We start from the raw sequence: 17,476 nt of genomic DNA, 5'->3' as shown, positions 1-17,476 counted from the left end.
AAAATGTAGAATATGCATAAGTTGGGTTGGGGGACTGAACATGCGTAATCGTTTTAATAAGAGGCAGTTTCTTGCGCTGTTTTGGATGCTGCTGTTTGCTGTTTTATGTGGAATTGTTATCGGCTTGTTGCTTCCTAAAATAAACAGTAGCGTTGGGAAAATTACAGGAGAATATGAAGCAAGCGGAGAAGCTGCGCAAGCATTGAAAAAATTGCGTATATCTAAGCCTTATCGTTACGGGTACGAGCGTCAAGTATTCGGATATCGTACTACTGACGATGACGGTAACGGATGTGACGTTAGGGAAGACGTTTTAGCGCGTGATTTACAAAATGTGAAATACAAGTATGCAAGATCCTGCCAAGTGCGTTCTGGCTTGCTGCATGATCCGTATACTGGCAAAGATATTAACTTCGTGCGTGGGCGAAAAACCAGTGCATTAGTTCAAATAGATCATGTTGTTGCATTACAAAATGCGTGGGAATCTGGAGCATGGAAATGGAATCGTGCAAAACGATTAAAATTTGGCAACGATATGATGAACCTACTCGCGGTTGAGGGAGCTGCTAATCAAGAAAAAGGTTCCGCGTCCGCAGCTTACTGGCTTCCTTCAAACAAAACTTTCAGGTGCGAATATGTTGCTAGGCAAATAGCTGTTAAATATAAATATGGTTTAACTGTAACTCGCGAAGAAAAGCAGAGTATGCAAAGCGTATTGCATAATTGTTCTGCACAAAAATTACCAAAGTAAGGATTTCGCTCAATTTAGTATTAATAAAGCACTTGGTAAGCTTTAGAAGCGTTTAATAAGCGTTTAGTAATGATTATGAGTGTGATCGTGCATTACGTCGTGATGCTCTGCTGAATGAGGAATATGCAATACACGCATGCGATCGATAGCTCTACGCGCAAGATTGTGAGCAGAACCCGTGCCTTCGCCCTTTACTCCAAAAATAACGATAAGAGCCATAATTCCTGTAATAATAGCACTAATGCGCAAAGTCCATTGAACTCCGAAAATACTAGCAGCAACATCGGCAGCGTGACCTGTGCCAGAATGGTGAAGAGTTGTTAATACTGTCATTGTAACTACTAAAACAGGTGCTCCAATAGCGCCCCAAAGCTGACGCATAGTATTAGTTACAGCCGAACCGTCGCCAAGCTCTTCCTTACGCAAACAATTAAGCGACCACGTAGTTATTGGCATAAGCAAGAATCCCATGCCAATTTGGCGAGTAAACTGCCAAATGGAAATCCACCAAATCCACGTATCCATATCAATAAGACTCATCATTACAGTGCCAAAAAACAGAATAATAGAGCCTGCCATAGCAACTGGGCGCACTCCAAAGCGATCTAGCATACGACCGCCAAAATACTGCGAAATCGCCATGCCGAACGCTCCAGGAAGCAGAATTAAGCCGCTCATAGTTGCTGAAAAACCACGATCCGACTGAATATAAAGCGGAATAAGCACCATAATTGAGCTGAAAGCAAAAAATGTAAGGCAAGCGCAAATAGTGCCCACCATAAAGTAGCGGTTTTTAAGCACATTAAGACCAAGAAGAGGAGTGTGACCGCGCTTTTGCGCTCGCAACTGCCTTATAACAAACCAAGCAATTCCAAAAGCGCCAATAATCATAGGAGCCCAAGATAATGGGTGGGAAATTCCGCATCCTTCAATATTAGTGAATCCAAACATGAGCCCGCCGAAGCCGATAACCGAAAGGCCAACCGAGAAGAAGTCAGCGTGCGCGTTAGGATCGTGTTCTCCAAAATTATGCAAGAAAAATACTGCCAAAACGACGGATATTGCTCCGATAATAGTAAGAGAGCAGAAAATAGAACGCCATCCGTTAATATCAGTTTGCAAACCGCCAATAGTAGGACCGATTGCTGGAGCAATACTCATAGCCATGCCAACGCTTCCCATTGCCATACCTCTGCGAGTAACGGGGTAGACGGAGAATACGGTAATTTGTAAAACAGGCCACATTACGCCAGTGCCAATAGCTTCAAGAGTTCTGCCAACAAGTGCCATCATAAAGTCGCTACTAAGCCATGCAAGTACGGAGCCAAAAGTAAAAAGCGACATGGATGTAATAACAATTTGGCGAGTAGAAAAGCGTCTTGTTAAAAATGCTGTAAGTGGAACCATAATTGCCATAATCAGCTGGAAAATAGAAGTAAGCCACTGACCAGTTGTGACGCTTATGCCAAATTCTTGAACTATTGTTGGCAATGCTGCAGTAAGTTGTAATTGTGCGAAATTGCCAATAAATGTAATAAACGTAAGAATAGCAAGAGAAATTAAAGCAGGACGAGTAAGACGATTGTTATTGTATGCTTCTTCGCCTGTTAGCGCATGGCTGAGATTTTGGCTTTTATTAGACAGCCATGTTGAGTGCATCAAAATAAAACATCCTTTTTTGTTCTTAAACGTATTTTTAAGCGTATTTTCTTTTTTAGTGTATTTTTTAAGCTTATTTTTAAGTGTAGGTGACAAAAGTCAATCGACTTAAGTCTATTCTCTTATCTATATCAACGAATCTATTATTTATTACAACGAAAAATTGTAAAACTTAATTTACGCAAAACAAAAGTTATTTAAAAATTTATTTTGCGCAAAACAATGATATTTAGACTGATTCTAATCAGTAGCTGTGGTAGGAAAGCCAATGATTGTAAGCGCCTTGAATGGAGCCATAACGACCATTGCAATAATTCCAGAACCAGCGGAGCTGAGTTTGATAGTTAGTTGCCCAATCGGCTCCGGCAGAAACCATCTTTGAGCCTGGCAAAGCTTGAGGCAAACCGTAAGCTCCCGAAGGATTCATTGCGTTTACGCGCCAACCAGATTCATGCGAAATAATAAATACTGTTGCAGTAAAATCAGCTTCACTATAACCGTTAGAAATAAGCCAATCGTGAGCCCATTGTTGCATCTCGCCAGCAGGAACAGTCGTGCCGATAGAAGCAGCTAAGCCAAGTCCTGCGGAAGAGCCGCCAGTTCCAACAAGAATAACCTTATCTTTTGGAGCTTTTTTAACATAAGAAGCAAAAATATTAGAAGAAACTATTTTTCCTTTAGCTCGAGTAACTATTTTTGCCGTTTCCATTACGCCGTTAGCGCCTTCACTCTGTACCTTCTCAGTACCTTTTGGAAGTGCAGCAGTTTCCTTTTTAACGACGTTAAACGCGATTGGGTCGTCGGAATTTTCTAATTTTGCGCCTGCGCGATTAATCGTAATAACAGTTGATTCGCTAACTTTAGTTGTAAGAGATGGAGTAACAACATCGTGTGGCTCAAGAGTGATATCTCCGGCATCGAGAACGGATTTTACGTCAGTGAAATTATTGCCCAAAATAGTACGATGGTGACCATTTATAACAACGTTAACGTATGAAGTTGCGCCGTCATGCAACATGCGACGGCTAGCACTACGAGAAACTTGCGAAGAATCGGTTGCCGAATAAGAAGTAACCTGAACAGCGTGACCTTTAGACGAAGCGTAAAAATCTCGCGAGGCAAAACCAAGTATCACCAAAGCAATGAAGCCTAAAATAACAGCGCTAACTCTAGCCCACTGTCGTAAACTGAGTGAACCAAGCGTAACAGTATGCTTACGGTGACTGGCCATAACCCTCCTTATTTCTGCAATTACTCCTCTTGTGTTTGCAAACGCTTTGTGCTTGCGAACGCTTTGTACTTGCGCACGCTAGCAACGTAAACTAATAAAACATTAGAAACGCGCGTTAAAACGTATGCGCAAAACGTATATGCAAAACCTCACATATTATATCTCATGGCATAGTCCATAAATCAGGATTCAGAATCATCAGATTCGTAAGATTTAGCTTGTTCAACTAAATCTTCCAAATCAGAAGCTAGTAATGCTCCAGCTTGTCTATAAATAACTTCGCCGCGTTTAATAACCATTACTGTTGGAACAGCTTGGATTTGAGCAGCTTCAGCAATCTCGTTGCTTTTGTCAATATCAACTTTTACGAAAGGAATTTCGGGATATTTTTCGCTGACCTTCTCAAAAATAGGACCGAAAGACCTGCATGGGCCGCACCAAGTTGCCCAAAAATCGACAACAACTATTTCATTTGTCGAAGCAATTTTCTCAAAATTTTCTGTAGTAGCATGTATTGCTGCCATATTACCCCCTCAATATTTTGCGTATTTGCTCTATTATATGTGTCGCCTTGCATAAAGTTGCCGATAGTGCGCTTATCTGTCGTCTTGCGGCACTAGGCTAGGAGTCATGCTTGATATCCAATTTATTCGTGAACATGCCGATGTAGTTAAGGAATCGCAGCGCAAGCGTGGTGAATCCGTTGAGCTCGTCGATGAAGTATTGCGCAACGATGACTTGCGCCGTAATGCTCTTAAGGCTTTTGAAGAGGCTCGCGCTGAGCAAAAAGCTATTGGTAAGAAGGTTGCAACAGCTAGCGCGGAGGAAAAGGCTGCGCTTATTGCCGAAACTAAAGAATTAGCTTCGAAAGTTGCGGAATACAAAGCTGAATCCGAAAAAGCAACTGCCGACTACACTACAGCAATGTGGAAGCTTTCTAACATCGTTGAAGATGAAGCGCCAGAAGGCGGAGAAGACGACTACGTTGTAGTTAAGAAGGTTGGTACGCCTCGTGATTTTGCAGCAGAAGGTTTCGAACCAAAGGATCATTTGACTCTTGGAACTGGCGTTGCTGGAATTGATATGCGTCGCGGCGTGAAGGTTGCAGGTTCTCGCTTCTACTTCTTGCGCGGTGCTGTGGCTCGCTTGCAAATCGCAATGCTTACTATGGCTGTCGATCAAGCTGAAGAGCACGGTTTTACGCTTGCGATTACGCCAACGCTTGTGCGCCCGGAAGTAATGCGCGGAACTGGCTTCTTGAATTCTCATGCGGACGAGATTTACCGTTTGCGCGAACCAGATGATCAGTATTTGGTCGGTACTTCCGAGGTTGCTTTGGCTGGCATGCACGAGGATGAGATCCTTGACTTAAGCAATGGTGCTTTGCGTTATTGCGGTTGGTCGAGCTGCTACCGTCGTGAAGCTGGTGCTGCTGGAAAGGATACTTCCGGTATTATCCGCGTGCATCAGTTCGATAAGGTTGAGATGTTCGTTTATTGCAAGCAGGAAGATTCTCGCGCTGAGCATCAAAAGTTGCTCGGTATGGAGCAGGAAATGCTTTCTAAGGTGGAAGTGCCTTACCGCATTATCGATACTGCTGCTGGTGACCTTGGTTCTTCTGCAGCTCGTAAGTTTGATTGCGAAGCTTGGGTTCCAACTCAGGGTCGCTACCGTGAGCTTACTTCTACTTCTAACTGCACTGAGTATCAGGCTCGTCGCTTGAATGTGCGCGAACGTATGGAAGATGGTGGAACTCGCCCAGTTAGTACGCTTAACGGCACTTTGGCTACTACTCGCTGGCTTGTAGCTATTTTGGAAAATCATCAGCATGAAGATGGTTCGATTGATATTCCAAAGGCTATGCAAGCTTATATGGGTGGCAAGGAAGTCATTGAGCCTACTAAGTGGGAAGCGTGAGTTTGCTCGTGCATAAACACGGCGTTTGTTTCAACAAAACCGTTTAATTAACTACAAAGCCCGGGAAATTGCCTGGGCTTTGTTTTTAGTTGATAAGCTTTTTGAATCTGGGTGTTGTGTGTTGTGTTTGTGTGTTGTGTTTGTGTGTTGTGTTTGTGTGTTGCTTTTGTGTGTTGCGTTCTATACGTGATGATATGCTTACCACTTGTGCGTTGAAAGCGGCAATTTGATTGCTTTCGTGCACAAATGGATGGGTGTCCGAGCGGTCTAAGGAGACGGTCTTGAAAACCGTTGTAGGGAAACCTACCGCGAGTTCGAATCTCGCCTCATCCGCGAATTAACTAAGCCTAAAGCATGTGAAATTGCTTTAGGCTTTTTTAATTCGCCGAGCTTGCGTCTCGATTGACGGGAAAGGGCGATAAGGCGGCAGAAAGTTTACAGCGGTGTAAAGGAAAAGTCGTTTGCGCGCGATAAAACGGCAGAAAGTTTACAGCGGTGTAAAGAAACGGTCGGATGCGCGTGGGATTGCGGCAGAAAGTTTACACGGGTGTAAAGGAACGGTCGGGTGCGTGGCAAGAAGCGGCAGAAACTTTACATGGCTGTAAAGGAATGGTCGGTTGCGCACGAGAATACGATCAAAACGTGCACGCGCTCGCTTTTAGCGCGCGGAATAATGACGCTCTTGAGAAGTGATTGCGTCAAGGAAGAAGTTCGCACCTTCGCGGTAAGACGTGCTGCTTTCGAAATCTTCCGGAGCATAAGGCGCAACGCTTTCAAACATCTCCTCGTAGTCAGCAACGCTTAAACGCACACGCGAATAGAGCATATCCGCATGCTCGCGCGCAAACAGCGCATCTCTAAATCCTGGCGCAATCGTGCCGCTGAAAAATTCACCAACAGCGCCGGAACCGTAAGAAAATAGACCGATCTTATCGCCGCTTTTAAGTGCAGTAAGATCACTATTTTCGCAAGTAAATTCGTCTAACTCAAGTAAGGACAGCAATCCCAAATACAGGGAACCCGTATAGATGTTTCCTACGCGACGGCTGTACTTCGTGCTGGTTTCGTAGCGCGAAAGTAAGCGATTGCGCGACGACTCGCTTAGGTTGCTATTATCGCAAGAATTATCGCAAGAATCAGCGCAAGAATTAGCGCAAGTATTATCGCAAGAATCCATCGCAGCCTTAAGCGCCTTCAAACCCATTTTCGTATACGGCAAATGGAAGCACAATCCGGCAAAATCGTTGAAATTACAACCGTTTTGCGCACAATACTTTTGCCACACGTCGCAGAAAAATTGTATGTACTGCTCAGTCGAAAACTTTCCGCGAGCAAGCGCAGTGTCCTGGTAAACAGGTCGCCAAAAGTCCTGAATATCATCGGATTTCACAACGCTATCGTCGTTAATTTTAAGCACGTGCGGATTCGCGCTCACAAGCATTGCCACAGCACCTGCACCCTGCGTTACTTCGCCAGGTGTAGCAAGACCGTAGCGCGCAATATCGGCTGCAATAACAAGCACTTGCGGATTTTTTTCGGCGTGCGCGCGCACGTAGTCACATGCCATCATCAAAGCCGCGGTGCCTCCGTAACAAGCTTCTTTTACTTCAATAGAGCGCACCCACGGCGTGAGTTTTAGCAGATTTTGAACGTATAGAGCGCTCGATTTACTTGCGTCGATGCCGCTTTCTGTGCCGACGATTAGCATTTTGAGGCGATTGCTATCGATGTGTGGTAGCAGTGGGAGCGCAGCTTGTGCGGCGAGAGTGACGATGTCTTGGTGATTTGGTGGCACAGATTGTTCGCTTTGACCGATTCCGATTGTGAATTTGTTAGGGTCGATTCCGCGGTGTTCCGCCAGTTCTTCGAGGTTTAGGTAATAGTGCGGAGTTGCGAAGGAGATGCGGTCGATGCCGACGGCAAGGGGAGTGGTTGCGGAGGTTGTGGTTGCGTTGGTTGCGGAGGTTGCGGTTGTTGATGTTGCGTTGGTTGTGGCTGTTGCAGCTGCTGATGTTTCGGTATTTTGTGTGTTCATTTGTCCTAAAACCCCTAAATTTTCTTAATTTTTCTTAATTTTTACTTGATTCTCGTAACTTTTGAAGTAATTGCGTAACTTTTTCTGTAGTTCTTTCTGCAGGGCTAAGTTGCAAAATATTATGCGTGATTTCTGCGATTTCTGCACCTTTGGCACCTGCTGCAATTGCCAGGTTTGAAGACTGCAATGCCATGTGACCTGCTTGAATTCCAGGGCCTGCTAGTGCGCGAAGAGCCGCAAGATTTTGCACCAAACCGAGAGCTGCAAGCGTATTTCTAAAGTCGTTTGCGTTTTTGTATTTGCCGATTTTGATCGCGAGTTTTGCCATTGGAAGCGATGAGATTGAGCCGCCGACAATGCCGATTTGTAGCGGAATTTCAATACTGCCGTGGAGTATGGTTTTTCCGTTTAAAGTTTCGGTGTTCCACTTTGACAGTGGTAGGTAGCGACCTGAGCGCGCCGCCCACGCGTGTGCTGCCGATTCTAGCGCTCGCGTATCATTTCCGGACGCGAGCGCGGCTCCTGCAATGCCGTTTAGGATTCCTTTGTTGTGCGTGGCGGCGCGCGCAGGGTCGCTGGCGGCAAGCGCGCTCAATGCCGCGATTCGGCGCGCAAGGCGCTTTCCTTCGCGCTCTCGCTCAGAGTCTTCCAGCCGCCTGGATGCCAGTGCTTCAACCGGTATATGCACTTCTGCTGTGGTGGCAACGCGGCTGGTGTTTGTGAGTATTGCAACTAGCGCCTGCACGCCGAGCCAGCTTTCCAGCTGGGCTTTGACGGCTTCGCCCATAGTGTTCACTGTGTTTGCGCCCATTGCGTCGCATGTGTCTACGTCAATCTCGAGCTTTGCGAAGCCGTGCAAAGCTGAATCGCGGCATTTTCGCGCGCCGCCACCCCTTTTACTCATTGATGGGTGTGACTCGTTTGCAATGCGCAACAGCTCTGCAACCTTTGCACAATCCTCAACAATCTCGTGCAAGCGCGCCGCCACGCTCCCGTCAGCGTCCTCAAAAGCTATTTGCGCTGTAGTCACGTATTGTGGGGAGTTTGCTACAATTCCGTATACAACACCAGTCTCCGCAGCATATCCAACACCAGTTTCCGCCGCAATCCTCGCCCCATTGCACGCAGCAGCAATCACGGAGGGCTCCTCAGTTGCAACCAGCACGTCACGCACTTCGCCGTTCACAATCAGCCCACGCACAACGCCAACCGGCAGCGTATACTTTCCAATTTGATGCTCAATCATATGATTTGCAACGTCTGCAGGAATTGTAGTATCAGAACTTTCCGCAAACTGTTTAAGCAAAAATGCCGCTTCAGCCTCGTTAATTGCGCCCTCATTTTGCAAGGTTTTTATGCGATTTTCTACGCTTAATTCACGAAAAGCAGTCATCGAAATCACCTCATGATTTGTAGACTACGAATGCTTCTGATCGCTTCGCGTTCTAACTTGATCGCTTCGCATTCTAGCTTGATCGCTTTGCATTCTGACTTGGTTGTTTGCATTCTGACTTTATAGTTTTAGATTCTGGCTTGATCGCTTCGCATTCTAACTTGCATTGCAACGCCGATTCCGCCGCCAACGCACAGCGCAGCAACTCCATTCAACTTATTGCTATCTCGCAAAGCGTATATAAGCGTCGTCAAAATCCTAGCTCCGCTAGCGCCAAGCGGATGACCGAGCGCAATCGCCCCACCTCTTACATTCAGCTTTGACTCGTCAATATGAAGTTGCTCCGAAACAGCAATGCTTTGCGCTGCAAACGCTTCGTTTATTTCGAATAAGTCAATGTCGTCAACGTTGCTGCCGGTCGCATTTAACATGCGTTCCATCACATGCTTTGGAGCATATCCCATTAAATCTGGGTCGATTCCGCCTTCTGCGAATCCCACAATTTGCGCAAGATATTCAATTCCGTGCGCTTGCGCGTAATCTTTGCTCATAAGCACTAGAGCTGCAGCTCCGTCGTTAATTCCGCTTGCGTTTCCGGCAGTTACAGTCGATTCGTGCTTGCAAACTTCGTGCTTGCAAACTTCGTTCTCGCCAATTTCGTTCTCGCCAACTTCGCAAGTCGCGTCCGCAGTTTCTCCCGACGCTTTAAAAAGTGTGCGCAATTTCGACAACTGCTCTAAGGACGTATCTTCTCGAGGATGTTCGTCTCGCGCTATAACAGTTCCGTTTGCAAGCGTTACCGGCACAATTTCAGAAGCAAAATCGCCTCTTTTAATAGCGGCAACAGCTTTTTGGTGAGATTTAAGTGCAAAAATATCTTGTGCTTCGCGAGTAATGCCAAATTTTGCTGCAACATTTTCTGCAGTAACGCCCATTGCGTCGCCAGTAAAAGCGTCGTTTAAGCCATCTCGTTGCAAACCGTCAATAAGCGCAAAATTCCCGTATTTGTGTCCGCTAAATCGCGAATTAGTTGCGTAAAACGGTACGTTGCTCATGCTTTCAGTGCCGCCTGCAACAACAACTTGCGCATCTCCCATAACGATTGCGGATTGTGCTAAGCGCACTGCTTTTAAACCGGATCCGCATACTTCGTTAATCGTCATTGCGCAGCTAGAAGTATCTAAGCCTGCTTTTAACGCAATTTGGCGAGCAACGTTTTGTCCGCTGCCTGCTTGTAATACGTTTCCAAAAATAGCTTGATCCACGTCGTGTGAACTAATTCCAGCGCGTTCTATTGCTGCTTTTGCTGCGATTGTTCCTAAATCAACTGAGGAAAGCGAAGATAAGCTGCCGCCGAATTTGCCAATAGGCGTACGTACAGCGCTTGCAATCACCACTTCAGTCATATGTTTAGCCACCTAATCAATTGTTTGTTGCAATACGTGTTGAAGTATACCAACCGGACTACTTTATCGTATTTTTCGACAAAATTACCATTTGCGAAAAATTTTTCTCGTTTCCTTCACAATTAGACTTACTTCAGTGAGTTTATGTATTCTGTGAAAAGTGATTACTTGTTGTTTAGAGAACACTAACATCCGTGCTGCTGCACACGCCACACCAAGCACTCTTCCTACCACACACCCCACCGCAGCTTAATTTCGATACTCTAGTTGCACTTAGTAAACCACGCACTTTCGTAACAAACTCAACGAGTCTATGAGTTTTGTGTTGTGTTTAACATGTTGAGAGGCTGGAAAAATTGTGTTCAGTGCTAAAAGAGGACTGAGAAGCTACATTCTTTAAGAAAGGCGAACACACTAAATGCCTTTAGCAGCCAGAGCGCACGAAGGACGGGACGCACGCAAACACAAATTTTCCAGCCTCGTCAAAACCAAAAAACTAAATCAGTTACAAAACTCATAGACGAAAGCCAAGAACATTGCAAATAAGCTAGCGCACTATCTACTTACGGAACGAAATCGACCCGTCAACAGGATCCATCGCGTCAACAATCGCCAGCGAATCCAAATCATATCCTGCTTCACGAAGCGCATCTCCACCACCTTGGAAGCCCTTTTCGATAGCGATTCCAATGCCGGCAACGCTAGCTCCAGCATGATTGCAAATGTCGATTAATCCTTGCAAAGCTTTGCCGTTCGCCAAAAAATCATCCAAAATAAGCACGCGATCTTCCGCACTCAAATACTTACGCGACACAATCACCGGAAACTCGCGCTGCTTTGTAAAAGAAAATACCGTAGATACGTATTGGTCGCCATCGAGATTAATTGACTGAGCTTTCTTTGCGAAAACTACAGGAACTCCGCCAAAATGACGTGCTGCAACACATGCAATTCCAATACCAGAAGCTTCAATCGTAAGAATCTTAGTAATATTTGCGTCGCGGAAATGCTCAGCCCAAGCGGCTCCCATATGATCAAATAAATTCACATCGCACTGGTGGTTCAAAAAAGCGTCTACTTTTAATACATTGCCTGGTTTTACGATACCATCTTGGAGAATGCGTTCTTCCAATTCTTGCACGATGTGCCCCTTCTTACGAACAATTACATTGCAGTACGCTCAAGCATACCCAAGTTCGTGACACAATACGAGTAAAAACGACTGCAGCATGTGGTAAACCTGATTAAATACGTGCGCAATTAAAACGTGGGGGCGTTTTATTGCTGAGCTAAAACGTAGGTAATTGGCGGCATTAATGGAGTACAAGTATGAGCGTAAGTATGGGCGCAAGTATGAATGCAAATATGAGTGCAAAAGATAGCGATTACGGATATGTAAGTGATTTGTTGGGGAATCCAGTTGATTCGTTCGATTCTGACGATAGTTTTTACGAGAATGCTGCGGATGCGAATGATTATGCCAACTACAGTTACGATGAGTATGCTGACGCTTACGCTAAAGAGCCTGATTTTACGCAGCAAGAATATGCGTCTGATCAAGAAGAAGTGCCTCCTCAAGAAGAAGTGCCTCTTCAAGAATCACAAGAATCTCAAGAATCCCAAGAATCTCAAGAATATTCCCAAAATTCCGCACATTCTAGAGTTGCAGTTGACGCGCAAAAACTACTCGACGGTTTAAATCCGCAACAATCTCAAGCAGTCCAATACGACGGACCTGCACTGCTTATTGGAGCAGGAGCTGGAAGCGGCAAAACGCGAGTTCTTACGCGAAGAATAGCTTGGATATTAAGCCAAAAAGGTGCCTGGCCAAGCCAAATCCTTGCTATCACTTTTACAAACAAAGCCGCTGCCGAAATGCGTGAACGTTTAAGCAAACTTATTGGTAGCGAAGCAACTACTATGTGGGTTTCGACGTTCCATTCTGCATGTGTGAAAATACTTCGCAGATCAGGACAGTATATTGGCTTAAAATCAGGCTTTTCTATTTACGATACTTCCGATTGCGAGCGATTAGTAAAAATTATTGCAACAGAACTTAACGTTGATATTAAGCGTTTTACGCCACGTAGCATTTTGGGCAAAATTTCGGATTGCAAAAATAGTTTAATCACTTGGCGTGAGCAACTAGACATGTATGCTAACGATTACAAGCCGGGTGTTGCAGGTCAACAAATTGCGCACGCTGGCAATTCTGAAGCTGTTTACGCAACTATTTATGCGGAATATCAGCATCGTTTATATCAAGCAAATGCGGTTGATTTTGACGATTTAATTATGCGAACTGTGCAACTCATGCGAGAAGTACCAGAAGCTGCGCAATATTACCGCCATAAGTTCCGCTATATTCTTGTAGACGAGTATCAGGATACAAATCACGCTCAATACGAGCTTATTCGCGAGCTTGCTGGAGTGGATGTAAAGCAAAATAGTGCGTATGCAAAACAAAATAGTACAAATGCAACTCAGCAAAATAACACTCCTGCATCAATCACAGTTGTAGGCGACTCCGACCAGTCGATTTACGCTTTCCGTGGAGCAGATATTCGCAATATTCAAGACTTTGAAAAAGATTTTCCAAACGCAACAACTATTATGCTTGAGCAAAATTATCGCTCTACGCAAACTATTTTGGATGCTGCAAACGCAGTTATTTCGCATAATCAAGGGCGAAAGCCTAAAAAATTGTGGACGGCATTAGGTATGGGCGCTCCAATTACCGGTTATGCAGCAGACAGTGCTCAACAGGAAGCGGCTTGGGTTGCTGGGGAAATAGCGCGATTAGCAGGTGAAGAGGGCGTTGCTTATTCGGATATGGCGATTATGTATCGCGCTAATGCGCAGTCTCGTTCGCTAGAAGATGCGCTCGTTAAAGCAGGTCTTCCGTATCAGCTTGTTGGCGGCACAAAGTTTTACGAGCGACGCGAAGTAAAAGATGCGCTCGCATACTTGCAATCTATGGCAAACCCGGATGACGATGTGAATATGCGTCGAATTTTGAATGTGCCTAAGCGTGGGCTTGGAGCGCGTGCGGAGGCTTTGCTAACGCTTTATGCTCAAACACAAGGAGTTAGCTTCTGGCAAGCTTTGGAACATTTGGAGTCAATCGAAGGCATGCCAACTCGCACTGCAACCAAACTTAAAGAGTTCCGCGAGCTTATGCACAATTTAATTACGTGTATGCAAAACAATGACTCGAAACCTTCTAAAGTTATTGACAGCATACTGAACGACAGTGGTTTGCTGGAGGATTTGCAACGTTCTGAAGATCCTCAAGATGCCGCTCGCGTGGATAATTTGTCGCAATTGCAGTCGGTTGCAGCTGAGTATGAGCAGAATACGCCGGATGCTAGTGTTGCTGGTTTCCTTGAAACGACGGCGCTTGTGGCTGATTCAGATCAATTGCCGGATGAAAATGAGGACACTGGTAAAGTTACGTTGATGACGCTTCACACAGCTAAGGGCTTGGAGTATCCGGTTGTGTTCCTAACTGGCATGGAGCAGGGAACTTTTCCGCATTCTCGCGCTTTGGAAGACGATGGCGAGCTTTGCGAAGAGCGTCGTCTTGCTTATGTTGGTATTACGCGAGCTAAGCAGCGTTTGTATGTTACGCGTGCTGCTGTTCGTGCGCAATGGGGGCAGGCTCAAGATATGCTTCCAAGCCAGTTTTTGGATGAGATTCCAGATAATTTGATTGATTGGAAGCGCAGAGAGTCTGATGTTGAGCGTTGGGGCGCTTCGTCTAGGCGCGGCGATGATTTCGATAGCGATTTTGATGGTGATTTTGGTGGCGATTTTGATAGTGATTTCGGCGGCTGGGATGACGATTATAGCGATGCGTTTAGTGAAAAAACAACTTATGGTGGAAGCAGCTACAGTTCTGAAAAATCGCATGGCTCTAAGTCTTACGGAAGAAATAAATCGTATGGCTCGAGTTCTTACGGCTCTTCTTACGGAAAGTCTTATAGCAAGTCTTATGGCTCTTCTTATGGCTCTTCTTACGGTTCTTCTTACGGCTCGTCTTATTCTAAATCGAATTGGTCTAAGTCAAGTGCAGTAAAAACGCGCAAAGTTACCGCAAAATCTGCTGCTTCAACAAGCGCAACAAAAGTTGGTTCAACTTCCTCAGTTATGAATAAAGACAATCATCTAAATATTCAAGACTTCCAAGTTGGCGACAAAATTACTCACGATACTTACGGATTAGGAACCGTGCTAGCAACGCAAGATAAGGGCAGAAACTCAATTATTACAGTCGATTTCGGCTCCGATGGAGTAAAGCGACTAATGCTTAGAGTTGCACCAATCGAGAAATTGTAAAATCTTCTATTTATGCACTTTAATGTAAGATAAATTTTTAACAAGGACGTGGCATTCGCGGGTGTGGGTGCCGAGAAGCGTGTTGCATTAAGGGAAATGTGACACTAAAAAATAAAAACATACATTTAATGAGGTATAAATTATGAAAAACAAATTATTCGCATCAATTCCTGCAATTATTTTCGGCTTGCTTATTGCCGTTGCACCATTGACGTTTGCAAAGCCATGCTCAACCGGAGGCATGCACAAAATGCATATGATGATGCAACCTATGGCATGCTACTACACAGGTCGTGCAGCTATTGGAATTGGCTTAGTTATTGCAGTACTTGGAATTATTGCGCTATTTGTTAAAGAAAATGTTCGCATTGGTTTAAATATTGCTGTAGTTGTGAACGCTTTGCTTATGCTCGCTGTTACAACATTCCTTATTGGCGTGTGCAAGAGCCCAATGATGCATTGTGCATCCGTTATGCGCCCAACGCTGATTGTTCTGTCTGTGCTCGCGTTGGTGTTCGCAGCTGCTTCCGTGTATTTGGATAATAAAGAAGACTAATAGTTCAAATAGTTCGAAAAGCTTAATAAAGCAAAATTATGCGCACTATTACGCTAAAGCGATTGCCGCTGGAAAATCTTAAACGCAAGCCATTGCGCACTGCTGCACTTATTGTTGTATCTGCGTGCTTGTCTGCAATATTTTTCGGCGGCTCGCTGATTTCTATGAATCTTGAACGCGGCTTGAACAGTATGCGAGAACGCATGGGAGCCGATATTATGGTTATCCCTCAAGGCACGCACACTAAAGCAGAAGCGTTGCTTACAAACAGTGGTTCAAGCACTTTTTACTTCACTAACGATATTGAGAATTTAGTAAGACGCTCTCCGGGTGTGCAAAAGGCGAGTGCACAAACGTATATTTCTTCGCTTTCTGCAGGATGTTGCGCTGAAAAATTGCAAATTATTGGTTTTGATCCCGATTCTGATTTTGTTATAGGTCCTTGGATTTATTCTCAACATAAGCAGAAGTTACAAAAAGGCGAAATGATTGCTGGCGCAAATGTAATCGTGTCTTATATGAATACTGTTCGTCTTTTTGGGCACCAATGGCCTGTAGCTGCGCAGCTTGCAAAAACCGGCACAAGCATTGATAATTCAGTGTTTGTGCGACGCGAAAGTGTGTCGCAAGTAGTTGAGTATTCAACGAAAGTAGGGCACACTGCTATTCCAAAGGAATATGCTAAAAAAGCAGTTTCTGCAGTTCTCGTAAAAGTACAAAAAGGTTACAGCGCGCAAGAAGTTGCAAAAAATATTCGCAAAACAACTGGTCTTTCAAGCATTGGCATAGTTTTTCCGGGCGGAATTACAGCAACTACGCAAGCTAATCTTGGTGTTTTTACTCGCACGTTGACTTTTATAATTGCTGCGTGCTGGCTAGTTGGATTGCTAGTTTTAGTTGCAGTGTTTTCAACATCTGTAAACGAGCGCAAAAAAGAGTTTGCTTCTCTTCGCATACTTGGCACAACAAGAAATATGCTTTTAGGCATTGTCGTTAGGGAATCTGCGATACTTGGCTTAGTTGGCGGAGTATTGGGTGTTGCGTCTGCAAGTCTTATATTATTCCCTTACAGTTCTCTTATTTCTGAACAATTGCAGCTTCCGTATTTGGAAGTGACTGCGCTACCAGTAGCAGTGCTTATGTTAGCGTCTGTGCTGCTTGCGCTTGTTGCAGTTGTTGTAGCTTCAGCGCTTACCACATTGCGTATTGCTATGCGTGAAACGTATTTGACACTTAGGTCAGGTGAGTAAGTATGGAAGATAAGAGTCAAAAATTGCCAAGTAATGAGTTTGATATTTTACCTGTTGTTGAGCTTACTCGTGTAACTCGCGAATTTATGCGCAGAAAGCACAAATTTTTTGCAGTAAATAACGTGAGCTTTGCGCTAAATAGCGGCGATTTTGTGGCAATCGTTGGAAAGTCAGGTAACGGAAAATCTACTTTACTGAATTTGATTGCTGGGTTATTGAAGCCAACGCATGGAAGTGTAAAAGTTTGCGGCGAAGAGATTTCTGAACGCACTTTTAGTGATGCCAAGATGTCTCGTTTGCGCGCATGTGATATAGGTTTTGTGACGCAATCGCAGACGCTTTTGCAAAATCTTACTGTGCATGACAACATACTTTTACCTGTGCAAATTGCAGCTAGTGCTTGTGAAGTAAGCAAGTCTGAAGTAAGTAAGTCTGAAGTAAGCAAGTCTGAAGTAAGTAAGTCTGAAGTAAGCAAGTCTGAAGTAAGCGAAGATTCAAACGAGACTCGCGCGTTAGAACTTTGCAAGCAATTGCATATTGAAGATTTACTGTGGTGCTACCCAAATGAGCTTTCGGGTGGTGAAATGCGTCGCGTAATGATTGTGCGTGCGCTAATAAACAATCCGAAGCTTCTTATTCTTGACGAGCCTACTGGCGATTTGGATTTAGAGCATACTCGCATAGTGGTGAAAATGTTGCGCGAGGCTGCAAAAAATGGTGTGGCAGTGCTTATGGTAACTCACGATGTTGAGGCTGCTCGCTGTGCGGATCGCACATACACAATGGATTCTGGCTCCCTTCGCTAATTTATTCTTACGGGTGTGTAGAATTAGAAACGATGCCTATTTTGTGTAAGCATCATCTGGAGCCTTAGCCCATCAGTGGGTCGGCGCGCGGTAGTTATGGCGTTATTTCAACGTTTTAATACTTGCGCGTTCGT

The 17,476-nt window shown here is 44.7% G+C and carries 13 protein-coding genes and 1 tRNA gene; 7 read left to right on the top strand and 7 right to left on the bottom strand.

What is annotated here, in order from left to right:
- Window positions 1-40: 40 nt before the first annotated feature.
- A complete protein-coding gene (locus AC1EKT_RS04745) occupies window positions 41-751 on the top strand; it encodes an HNH endonuclease family protein (protein WP_419398940.1) in 711 nt (236 codons plus the stop codon).
- Between the two features lie 63 nt (window positions 752-814).
- Here the strand turns inward: AC1EKT_RS04745 and AC1EKT_RS04740 are convergent, their stop codons facing one another.
- The 3 genes from AC1EKT_RS04740 to trxA form a co-directional block, all read right to left on the bottom strand.
- Window positions 815-2,410, bottom strand: coding sequence for an MDR family MFS transporter (locus AC1EKT_RS04740; protein ID WP_415683342.1), 1,596 nt, complete (start codon window positions 2,408-2,410; stop codon window positions 815-817).
- A gap of 244 nt (window positions 2,411-2,654) precedes the next feature.
- Window positions 2,655-3,641: an aggregation-promoting factor C-terminal-like domain-containing protein gene (locus tag AC1EKT_RS04735; RefSeq protein WP_415683343.1), complete on the bottom strand. Its 987-nt coding sequence runs from the start codon at window positions 3,639-3,641 to the stop codon at window positions 2,655-2,657.
- A gap of 182 nt (window positions 3,642-3,823) precedes the next feature.
- Window positions 3,824-4,165 (bottom strand): thioredoxin, encoded by a 342-nt coding sequence (gene trxA / locus AC1EKT_RS04730; RefSeq protein WP_415683344.1) that lies wholly within the window; start codon window positions 4,163-4,165, stop codon window positions 3,824-3,826.
- A gap of 106 nt (window positions 4,166-4,271) precedes the next feature.
- Here trxA and serS point away from each other — a divergent pair, with 106 nt between their 5' ends.
- The gene (gene serS, locus AC1EKT_RS04725; protein ID WP_415683345.1) at window positions 4,272-5,558 is read left to right on the top strand and encodes a serine--tRNA ligase; all 1,287 of its coding nucleotides are present in this window, start codon (window positions 4,272-4,274) and stop codon (window positions 5,556-5,558) included.
- Window positions 5,559-5,806: 248 nt separating this feature from the next.
- Window positions 5,807-5,891, top strand: a tRNA-Ser gene (locus AC1EKT_RS04720).
- Between the two features lie 325 nt (window positions 5,892-6,216).
- Here AC1EKT_RS04720 and AC1EKT_RS04715 read toward each other — a convergent pair.
- From AC1EKT_RS04715 to AC1EKT_RS04700, 4 genes are all read right to left on the bottom strand, one after another.
- Window positions 6,217-7,593 (bottom strand): hydroxymethylglutaryl-CoA synthase family protein, encoded by a 1,377-nt coding sequence (locus AC1EKT_RS04715; RefSeq protein ID WP_481616076.1) that lies wholly within the window; start codon window positions 7,591-7,593, stop codon window positions 6,217-6,219.
- A 34-nt stretch (window positions 7,594-7,627) separates the two neighbouring features.
- The gene (locus AC1EKT_RS04710) at window positions 7,628-8,986 is read right to left on the bottom strand and encodes a hydroxymethylglutaryl-CoA reductase, degradative (RefSeq protein WP_481616075.1); all 1,359 of its coding nucleotides are present in this window, start codon (window positions 8,984-8,986) and stop codon (window positions 7,628-7,630) included.
- Window positions 8,987-9,114: 128 nt separating this feature from the next.
- Entirely contained in the window at window positions 9,115-10,392 is a 1,278-nt protein-coding gene (locus tag AC1EKT_RS04705; protein WP_415687970.1) for an acetyl-CoA C-acyltransferase, read from the bottom strand.
- Between the two features lie 559 nt (window positions 10,393-10,951).
- Window positions 10,952-11,533 carry a xanthine phosphoribosyltransferase gene (locus AC1EKT_RS04700; protein WP_004110321.1) on the bottom strand — a complete coding sequence of 194 codons (582 nt, stop codon included), beginning with the start codon at window positions 11,531-11,533 and terminating at the stop codon, window positions 10,952-10,954.
- A 188-nt stretch (window positions 11,534-11,721) separates the two neighbouring features.
- On the opposite strand from AC1EKT_RS04700, the gene AC1EKT_RS04695 reads away from it, so the two are divergent.
- The 4 genes from AC1EKT_RS04695 (at window position 11,722) to AC1EKT_RS04680 (ending at window position 17,342) form a co-directional block, all read left to right on the top strand.
- Entirely contained in the window at window positions 11,722-14,730 is a 3,009-nt protein-coding gene (locus tag AC1EKT_RS04695; protein WP_481616074.1) for an ATP-dependent helicase, read from the top strand.
- Window positions 14,731-14,872: 142 nt separating this feature from the next.
- On the top strand, window positions 14,873-15,286 hold the full coding sequence (locus AC1EKT_RS04690) for a DUF4418 family protein (RefSeq protein ID WP_415683350.1): 414 nt from the start codon (window positions 14,873-14,875) through the stop codon (window positions 15,284-15,286).
- A 38-nt stretch (window positions 15,287-15,324) separates the two neighbouring features.
- The gene (locus tag AC1EKT_RS04685) at window positions 15,325-16,536 is read left to right on the top strand and encodes an FtsX-like permease family protein (RefSeq protein WP_481616073.1); all 1,212 of its coding nucleotides are present in this window, start codon (window positions 15,325-15,327) and stop codon (window positions 16,534-16,536) included.
- A 2-nt stretch (window positions 16,537-16,538) separates the two neighbouring features.
- Window positions 16,539-17,342, top strand: a complete 804-nt coding sequence (locus tag AC1EKT_RS04680) for an ABC transporter ATP-binding protein (RefSeq protein WP_481616072.1) — start codon at window positions 16,539-16,541, stop codon at window positions 17,340-17,342.
- Window positions 17,343-17,476 lie beyond the last annotated feature (134 nt).

This window comes from Bifidobacterium sp. C0047B3 (assembly GCF_056590535.1).
Note: the sequence above shows the minus strand (reverse complement) of the source record. Positions and strands in the feature narration are given on the sequence as shown.